This is a genomic window from Ferrimicrobium sp. (assembly GCF_027364955.1).
GTDB lineage: Bacteria > Actinomycetota > Acidimicrobiia > Acidimicrobiales > Acidimicrobiaceae > Ferrimicrobium.
This window is the reverse complement of record NZ_DAHXOI010000024.1, coordinates 19026-28195: the sequence shown is the minus strand read 5'-3', so window position 1 is coordinate 28195 and position 9170 is coordinate 19026. Positions and strand designations below refer to the sequence as shown.

Annotated in this window: 6 protein-coding genes; 2 read left to right on the top strand and 4 right to left on the bottom strand. The window is 58.3% G+C overall.

The annotated features are described in order from the left end of the window. Window positions 1-121 precede the first annotated feature (121 nt). Complete coding sequence (locus M7Q83_RS11835; RefSeq protein ID WP_298339033.1) at window positions 122-973, bottom strand: M20/M25/M40 family metallo-hydrolase; 852 nt, start codon at window positions 971-973, stop codon at window positions 122-124. A 291-nt stretch (window positions 974-1264) separates the two neighbouring features. Next, window positions 1265-4549, bottom strand: a complete 3285-nt coding sequence (locus M7Q83_RS11830; protein ID WP_298339031.1) for a DEAD/DEAH box helicase — start codon at window positions 4547-4549, stop codon at window positions 1265-1267. Between the two features lie 444 nt (window positions 4550-4993). Here M7Q83_RS11830 and M7Q83_RS11825 point away from each other — a divergent pair, with 444 nt between their 5' ends. Both M7Q83_RS11825 and M7Q83_RS11820 read left to right on the top strand, forming a co-directional pair. Beyond that, a complete protein-coding gene (locus M7Q83_RS11825; RefSeq protein WP_298339028.1) occupies window positions 4994-5707 on the top strand; it encodes a GntR family transcriptional regulator in 714 nt (237 codons plus the stop codon). After that, window positions 5704-7110: an aminotransferase class V-fold PLP-dependent enzyme gene (locus tag M7Q83_RS11820; protein WP_298339025.1), complete on the top strand. Its 1407-nt coding sequence runs from the start codon at window positions 5704-5706 to the stop codon at window positions 7108-7110. Before M7Q83_RS11825 ends, M7Q83_RS11820 begins: the two co-directional genes overlap by 4 nt. Window positions 7111-7190: 80 nt before the next feature. On the opposite strand, the gene M7Q83_RS11815 is transcribed toward M7Q83_RS11820, so the two are convergent. After that, window positions 7191-8357 (bottom strand): G1 family glutamic endopeptidase, encoded by a 1167-nt coding sequence (locus M7Q83_RS11815; RefSeq protein WP_298339023.1) that lies wholly within the window; start codon window positions 8355-8357, stop codon window positions 7191-7193. A gap of 5 nt (window positions 8358-8362) precedes the next feature. Then, window positions 8363-8602, bottom strand: a complete 240-nt coding sequence (locus tag M7Q83_RS11810) for a hypothetical protein (RefSeq protein ID WP_298339020.1) — start codon at window positions 8600-8602, stop codon at window positions 8363-8365. Between the last annotated feature and the right edge of the window lie 568 nt (window positions 8603-9170).

The window sequence follows — 9170 nt, the reverse complement described above, 5'->3', positions numbered from 1 at the left end:
ATAGAGTCCGAGACAAGAACCTTGTAAAAGGTGCATCTATATGAGTGGACTCAGTGTTTATCACTCAGATGCAACGGCGCTCCCACAACCGTTCCAATAGAGAGTAACCCGCTTCACCAAATCACTGTTGGAGCCCCAAGCCCTCCAAAAACTCCTGTTCATCAAAGGAGACCGCTGCGATCTCTCGCCGCCGCTCATCGCTAAGCGTCTCGATTCCGTCGTAGAACCCCGCTACCGCGACGCTACCATCCGGGCGATGCAGACCTGCGATGATCTCACAGAGGGCATGGACAGGGTTGGCGACCACCCCACCATAACGCCCGGAATGTAAGTCCCCATCCGCCCCGGTCACGACAAGATCCATGGAGAGAAGACCCTTGGAACCAATGGATAGTGATGGTTCGTCGGGACGCCACATGGCGCCATCGGCCGAGATCACAAGGTCGGCACCCAACAGCGCAACGTGTTCGGCGACAAATGCTGGGAGATGGGGGCTTCCGATCTCCTCCTCACCCTCGAAGAGAAACTTCACATTAAGGGGCAGACGACCCTCCTGGTCGATAAAGGCCTGCGCGACCTTGAGGACGATATAGACCGGACCCTTGTCATCGGTCGATCCACGTCCTCGCATCATCTCCCCATCCACCGTCAAGGAGAACGGGTCGCTCTTCCATTCGTTACGGTCACCCGGGGGCTGCACGTCATAGTGACCATAGATAAGCACAGTTGGCGCTCCCTCGGCGCCCAGCCACTCGCCCATCACCACAGGATGGCCAGCCGTCTCAACGAGATGGCCATGAGCGAAGGAGAGTTGATCGACAAGCCATTCAGCCGCCGATCGCATCACCTCTGGCGCCGCATCTCGACTGACACTGGGTATGGCTACATAGTCCGCCAATTCGCTGAGATAGCCGGCATCGTCGGGATCAAAGACGAGCACGGCCATTCCTCCCCGTCGCGATACCGCAGACACCGCACCGATCCTCGCGATCTCCCATCCGTTGACCCCCCATTAGTGAACCTCAAACTGGCTGCGTCAACCTCATCGAGACAAGCTCGTCGTTTACCAGTTTCTTGTACTATATCTTACAATTTTAGATCATATTGAAATGGGATTACCAATCTGTCAGACAGGAGCGGCCGCCACTACCAAAGTCCTCCAGTGATGGCGACTACTGATCACAGGACTTGACCTGTCATCGTTCTACAAGCCATGCGACTTGCTAGCGCAGTGATGTCATCGCTGTCGGGCCAGTACGCGTCGTTACCGGCTTTTGATCGGCAACGGACTCAACAGCGAGGCGATGTCATCTTGGCCGAACTTGACCGAACTCGCCTGCGCTTCATCAAGCACCCCAGCAGCCAACTGGGCCTTTCGCTCCTGCAGTGCGATGATCTTCTCCTCGATGCTGCCTGCGACGATGAGCTTGTAGACAAAAACCGGCTTCGTTTGCCCAATTCTGTGGGCGCGATCGGTAGCCTGGTCCTCTGCGGCGGGATTCCACCACGGATCGTAGTGAATGACCGTGTCGGCCGCCGTCAAGTTGAGCCCGACACCGCCGGCCTTCAAGCTGATCAGAAAGAGGGGTACTTCCCCATTCTGGAATCGTTCGACCGGAGTCCTCCGATCCCTGGTATCTCCTCGTAGGGTAACAAAATCGAGCTTTACCCTCGTCAACTCAGCTGCGATGATGTCAAGCATCTCCGTAAACTGGGAAAACAACAATATCCTTCGGCCATCCTCGATCAGCTCAGGGATCATCTCCATGAGCGCGGTGAGCTTGGCGGAGCTGGCGACCCGTTTGGCCGTGTTGCTCTTGAGGAGTCGCGGGTCACAACATACCTGTCGCAACTTGAGTAAGGCATCCAAAATAACAATATGACTTCGTTCGATGCCACGGCTCACGATCTCATCACGAATTCGCTTGTCCATCGTCGCTCGCACCGACTCGTAGAGATCGTGTTGTGTACGTTCCATCTCCACCGCCTGGATCACCACACTCTTGGCCGGTAGTTCAGCCGCTACCTCAGCCTTGGTTCGTCGGAGAATAAAGGGTCGCACGCGTTGCGCCAACACGTGGAGGCGATCGAGATCATGGTGCACCTCGACCGGTGTACTCCAAACCTCGCGGAAGAAGTTGCGATCACCGAGAAACCCTGGGAGTAGGATATCAAACTGCGACCAGAGCTCGAGCAAGTGATTCTCGATCGGCGTTCCGCTCAGGCACAGTCGGTGGGTTGCGTTGAGCTGGCGTATGGCGCTCGAAGCCTTCGCGGTAGGGTTCTTCACGTTCTGGGCCTCATCAAGGACCAAGAGGTGAAAGGACTGCTCCTGGAGGACTGCGATATCACGCCAGATAAGCGCATACGTCGTGAGGACGATGTCGTAGTCCCCAATCGTTCCAAAGGACGCCTTACGATCGGGTCCGTGCAGCGTGAGGACACTGAGTGCTGGAGCAAAACGAGATGCCTCATCCTGCCAGGTGTTGATCAGGCTCGTCGGCACCACGACGAGGGCTGGCGAAGCCAGCCGGCCCGCCTCCTTCTCGGCCAGAATATGGGCAAGTGTCTGCAGTGTCTTACCGAGCCCCATGTCGTCAGCGAGGATCCCGCCAAGATCATGTTCGCGCAGAAACTGCAACCACGACAGACCTTCGAGCTGATAGTGTCGCAGGTCAGCCACGAGTCCTCGCGGCGGTTCAACCAGCGCTGGACCTTGGCCGGTGAGCCGGGCACCAGCGAGTTCCAGAACTCGATCGAGCCCCGTCGTATCCCACTGGTGCTCACCGACGAGAGCCTTCACACGACCAGCATCAAAAACAGACAGGCGTAGCTCACCAGCGCTCCGCGAGAACAGATCGATCAAGGTTCCCACGATGTGTTTGAGCCTTCCCGCCTTCACGGCTACCCGGGGCGAATCTGGTTGTTTCAGGTACATCACCTCATCGTCGTCGATCAGCGCGAGACCTCCGGGACTAAGCCACCGTGGATCCCGGTTGAACAGCCCGATCAGCAGCTTGCCGAGATCGAAACGTGCACCGTCAACGGTGATACCGAGATCGAGGTCAAGCCAGCCCTCCTGATTCGACTCTACATCGAGATGCCAAGCAGAGACCGTCGCGTGGTAATAACGGAACATTGGATCGATCTCCACCTGCCAACCCTTGTCCTTGAGCGCTGGGACGGTCTCGCCCATGAACTGCTCCCATTTGCTTGGGCTAACAGTTCCAAAGGCGAGCCGCGTCGCTGGGCCACCCAATGCTTTGACGACGGAGGGGCTGAGCTCTTCGAGTTGTATCGACGCTAGCTCCTTTCGTGCCTTCTTCTCTGCCCTCTTGTTACGGGTAAGGTGTACGGTTCGCTGCTCGCTCGTCTCGATGAGCTCGCCTTCTTCACCGACTTCGAGCACGACCTCACCATAGCGAAACTCTGCACGTGCAAAATCGATCATCCCATCGCTCATCCGTAGCATCCAGGTTCCGCCATGCTGGGGCACCGGCGCACTCGAGACGACAAGTGCTGGCACCAATGGCTCCTTTACCGTTGGGAGTGTTTTGTCCGGCCTTTCACTCGGCAGGGCAATCGGTTGACCCGATTTTTGCAGCACTTCTCTGGCGCGCTTGGCTTCAAGAGGATTCAGTGCCGGAGCCCGTAGAATGGCGCCGACCAGGTTCGTCGGCTCTTGTGTGATGATGGAACCGATCTCTCCGGCGGACTCATCAATGTAGAGGATCTCATCTTTTGTCGGCAGACACCAAACATCACGCGCACCAACATCAAGAACGGGAACTTGCTCCCCGCTGCTCACCACCCGCCACCGAAGCACGCCTGTCCGTGGGTCACCAAACTTCAGCGGGGACCCAGCACTTGGCCGTCCAAAGAGACGACCCGTCCCCGCTAGCAGCTCGAGGACCCTTGATGCGTACACTCCCCCAAGCCCGAAGTAATCGAATTGGTACTCATTGGGCTTCACCGCGTCAAAGAGCAGCATCCTGATGGCGTCGAAATCGATCGGCGTCACAAAAGTAGGTTGGATCTTCAAGATGTGGCGAAAGCTCGTCCACGGTTCGAGCTTGGGACCGAGCCCTTCATTCTCCTCCCGGCGGGTCTTGAAGCATGCCAAACGAGGGGGCAATCGGTCTTCGCCGGGCAAAATTCTCCAGATAATGGCCACCGCTTGCTCGCCATCTTCCATCGCTCGAGGTGTCGCAACGACCGCACGCCGTACGTCCTCAAGCCACTCCTTGGCCTGGGACCGGATCTCCGGTCCCCTGTTCGGCTTCGGGGTCCGCAAGGCCACAAGGGCCGCTGCAGCACCATGCTTGCAGCGCGTCGACACCGGACAGGTACAGATCGAGAGCATGCGATTGCTGGCAAAATGCACGACCACACGATAGGGCCGTGCGGCCGTCCCCTGCACGTTGGCCACAATGGCATCGACAGTGACCGACTGCAGATCCACCCGATGGAGATAGCCCTCACCCTTTTGGATCTCGCGCTCTCCAAAGTAGCTCGCCGCATCTTGCCGGGTGAAATTCAATCCGTCCATCATCGACCCCTTATTTGCCTCTCAACCCATGACAGCGCAGTTGCCACTCTCAAGCCACAACTCACCATGGAGTGACCCGCCAGCGTCCATCAGCTATTTCTCAACATTTTGGGAACCATCAATGATCAGAACTGCCAAGCCTAAGCTGCGTCCGAGTGATGAAGGCACCGCCGGTCTCCTCACTTTGTGTCACCGAGACCAATCTACCCAGTGATGCCACCAGGAGCGAACCGATCCCCTCGATGCACCCATCGACAGCCATGATCAGCCACTCGATCTACTGGCGCGCTGCTGCGGTCGTCGCAGGGTCTCCATCCCCTGCAGAGCAGTGTGCCCAATGTCTCCGAACAGCCAGCCGCCCCACTGCTTACAACCTGCCTTGCCCATCGACACAACGATCACCAAGTGCCGACCTCTCAACAGCGATGGAGTATGGTGATAAGCATGGTAGTTGGTATACCGAATGCAAGAGCTTCACGGAGCAACGATGCCTACCGTGTCCTCAAAGGCATGATTCTTCGCGGGGCGTTAGCTCCTGGCGCTGAGTTCACCGAATTGGGCGCCGCCCAGCTGGTCGGTTCAAGTCGGACACCAGTCCGTGAGGCGTTGGCACGCCTACGCCATGATCGCCTCATCGTGCTACTCGCTGCTCGACGCTACGCCGTCGCCCCCATCGCCATGGGTGATGTCCGCAATCTCTTTGACGTACGCCGACTCATTGAGTCTGAGACCACCCGATTAGCAGCTGGGAGGGTTGACGGTAAGCAGCTGCGCGCGCTCGATCAGCTCTGTGCTGACACCTATGATCCAGCCGATCCGGAGAGCATTCAACGATTCCTGCGGGCCAACAGAGAGTTCCATCAAGCCGTAGCCAGGGGCTCGGGCAACCCCCGGCTCGTCGACCTGCTCAGCCCGCTCCTCGATGAGATGGAACGGCTCCTGTACCTTGGCCTCCAACACAGTGACCGTGGGGCTGCGATCATCCACGAACACCGCTCGCTGATCTCCGCACTCGAGGCAGGCGAGACAGCCATCGCCGTAGCAGAGATTCATACCCAGCTCGACGACGCCCTGGAGATGGTAACCCAAGCCTTTCTCGATGGAGCCTTCGACAACGAACTACTAACCGTCAACCTAGATGGAGGAACAGACGCATGACCACCAACCCAGTCTCCGAGGCTGCAACGACGCCACCGCAGGATCCCCACCTCGACCTCGTTGGTTCCTCGATCGAAGTTCCCCTCGTCTCCGGCGAGTGGCGTCGCTATGTCAACCTTGACTATGCGGCTAGCACCCCGGCCCTGGTTGACGTTGCTGCCAAACTCGAGACGTTCCTCCCCTATTACAGCAGCGTTCATCGTGGTGCAGGCATGAAATCACAGATCTCCACCGCTGCCTATGAGGGTGCACGCGAAACACTCCGTGGATTCTTCCATGGCCGTCCGACTGATACCGTCATCGTCACGCGTAACACCACTGACTCGATGAACCTCCTGGCCAGCTGTCTTCCAGATGGAGCCAAGGTTGTTGCCTTTACCTCCGAGCATCATGCAACCCTTCTGCCCTGGGCACAGACACCAGGTAACATCCACTACCTCACTATGCCAACGAGTGCCAGCGTCGCAATCCAGGCACTCGCCGACTACCTGACCAAACACCCGGATACCACTCTGGTGGCGGTCACCGGCGCCTCGAACGTCACCGGAGAGGTCTGGCCGATCGCTGAGCTAACGCGGTTGGCCCACGACCATGGAGCGCGCATCGTCGTCGATGCTGCGCAGATGGCCCCGCACCTTCCCATCGACATGACCTCCCTCGACGTCGATTATCTTGCAGCCTCGGGGCACAAGCTCTACGCCCCTTATGGGGCAGGCGTGCTGATCGGAAGAGCTGACTGGCTCGACAGTGCAGATGCCTACCTCCGCGGCGGGGGTGCGGTCGACTTCGTCACTCCCACCGAGGTTCTCTGGTCAAGTGGCGCACCCCGGCACGAGGCAGGGTCGCCCAATGTTCTTGGCGCAGTCGCGATGGCCATCGCCTGTGACACGCTAGCCAACTACGGGATGGATAAACTCGCAGCCGAGGAGATCAGCCTCGCCCAGTACGCTCGCCAGCGCCTAGGCGAGGTACCAGGGATCGAACTGTATCGCCTCTGGGAACCCGAGGCACCGCGAATCGGGGTGGTAACCTTCAACCTTGCCCCCTACGATCACAGCCATCTCGCTGCGATCTTGAGCGCCGAATACGGGATCGGCGTACGCCACGGATGCTTCTGTGCCCACCCATTGATTCTTGAGTTACTCAACGTCTCCGATGATCAAGCCACGTCGTTGCGGGCTGAACTCAAGGCTGGCCGACGGCCCCGCCTCCCGGGAGCAGTGCGCATGAGTGTGGGCATTGGCACGACCCACGAGGATGTCGAGTACCTCGTCGCATCACTCACCCAAATCGCCAACGACGGGCCTCGCTGGACCTACGCTATCGACCCGACGACCGGCGAGTTCGCTCCCGATCCCGACCCCCGACCATGGCCAGATCTCCCTATCACGCTCCTCACCTAGCGTCGGTTCAGCACAGCCAAGACGGGAGGCGGCCACAATATTCTGTGACCGCCTCCCTCCCCTGTTGGCAAGGAAGAAACTTAGCCCTGTTGGTCGTCGTAGTAGACCTTGAAACCGCTATAGGAGCTGTGGAATTGTCCCGGATACGTAGCTACATTCCCTGACTGGACCATCGCCGTAGGCACCATCACTTGACCAGCCTGAGCTGAACTCGATACCTTCACGTCGAAGAACTTGATCGGGCTCGAGAAGGGCGTCGGAGCCGTCTGACCTGCAGCGGTCGTTGGCGCCTCCACAATGAAGTCAGCGCTGTCACCGGAACCATAATAATTTCCGGTTCCACTCACCGACTGTCCAGTGGTCAGGTCAGCGACCGTCACCTTCCACTCGGTACCCGTTACCTGCGCAACCGTGACTTGCATGTCATTGCCTGGTGCAACATTCATATTGGGAACCGTCTGCGAGGGTGATGGTAAGTTCTCCACCCACGGAACGATCTTCACTGAACCCGTCGTCAGGTCTGGGATCTCGTAGACGCCTGCTTGGATGAGGGTCTGATTCCCGGAGGTGCCACCAATGCCGACCCACTCTGCCAATGAGCAAGAGAGGCTCATACCACCAGAGACATCGCTCTGACACGAGGCCGGCAACGAGGAGGAGATGGTCGGAACCACAAACTGAGCACTCGCCTTGGTAAACGGTACCCCGTTTGGCGAGTAGTCAACGTATCCCGACCAGTTGCCCGAAGGAACATCAACGACAACCGGTATGGTGACTTGACTCGACTGCCCTGCCGCGTCGGTGACGGTGATCGTTGCCTGCCCATTGCCTGGCGCTGTCGGGACGCCATAGAGCAAACCATTCGGCGTTATCTGCAGCCAGCCCAGATTGCTGTTGATCGACCATTGCAGCCCGCCATTACCACCAGTTGCGGACAATTGCTGTTGGACTTGGGTCCCCTCGATCGCGCCGATACCCGACGGGGCCTGAATCTTGAGAGACGAGGCATTCCCCGTTGAGGAGGAAGTCGGCGTCGCCGAGACCTTTTGATTGTACTGTTGGATGAGGCTCGCGAGCGAGTTCGAGGAACTCTTCGACTCGAGACTTCTCCGCGAAGTCGCAAAAGTCTTGGGGTTGTTGGGCTTGGGATGGGTGACCGGTGCGGTCTCGGCACCCCATAACCCGACCGCTAGTGCTGCGGTGGCTCCGACAATAGCGAGTTTCCCAGCTGACGAACGTCGTACCATGATCTTTACGCCTCCATTTCCTCTGTCCGATTCCCACGCGGCTGGCGACCAAGCAACGAAGCATTCACCGCAACGCTGCATATCTTGGACATCGCTAGAACGGCTTGTTCGCTGTGCCCCCCAACCTCGCCCCAAACGATCACGGCACCACCATCGCCGGTTCTGCCATGACGCGCGATGTCGGGTGCACCTTCGGCTACAACATCTCGAATCCCGTCGTTGCCAGTTGTGAGAATCTCAATCATTACTCGTTACTCCAACTCTTCACTCATCAAGGTAGGTCCACGGGCTTAGCGGATCACAAAGCGAAGCGTAAAAAAACCTGGATGAATAAGAACCAAGCTCTATCGAAGACAAGTGCCACTAGCGACGCAGGCCAAGGAGTGATGACCCCCTTCAGACCCGCCCGAGTACAGTACCCGCAGGTGTGCCCGCAGTTGGAAGAGATACCACCACAACCTCGGCCCGAGCGAGGCCCTCGTTCAGCACCTCGTTGTCCTCGATACGCAACTTCTCTGTTGCCGAGCTCAACACGATAGGTTGCTGCATCTCGCGCAGGCACGAACGGCCTCACACCCTAACCTGCTCACCCGTCGGCCTCATCGCCTCGCGGGTAGGGCGCCTCGCCAGCGGTAGCCCTGACTCTCGTTGACCCCGTCTGACCAGAGATGTTGGGGCATCATCCAGAAAGGTCTTCAATCGAAGTACGGCACTTCGCCCATCACCTGTATTGACAGACTGGCCGACGCGCGCATCGTACTCATCGAAGTCTCCGTCTCACCATCGGCGAGAAGATAGACTAACCAGCTAGCT

What these genes read in the sequence shown, in the direction of transcription:
- M7Q83_RS11830 (WP_298339031.1), bottom strand. Translation starts at nt 4,549, where the DNA reads ATGGACGGATTGAATTTCACCCGGCAAGATGCGGCGAGCTACTTTGGA.
- M7Q83_RS11815 (WP_298339023.1), bottom strand. Translation starts at nt 8,357, where the DNA reads ATGGTACGACGTTCGTCAGCTGGGAAACTCGCTATTGTCGGAGCCACC.
- M7Q83_RS11825 (WP_298339028.1), top strand. Translation starts at nt 4,994, where the DNA reads ATGGTAGTTGGTATACCGAATGCAAGAGCTTCACGGAGCAACGATGCC.
- M7Q83_RS11810 (WP_298339020.1), bottom strand. Translation starts at nt 8,602, where the DNA reads ATGATTGAGATTCTCACAACTGGCAACGACGGGATTCGAGATGTTGTA.
- M7Q83_RS11820 (WP_298339025.1), top strand. Translation starts at nt 5,704, where the DNA reads ATGACCACCAACCCAGTCTCCGAGGCTGCAACGACGCCACCGCAGGAT.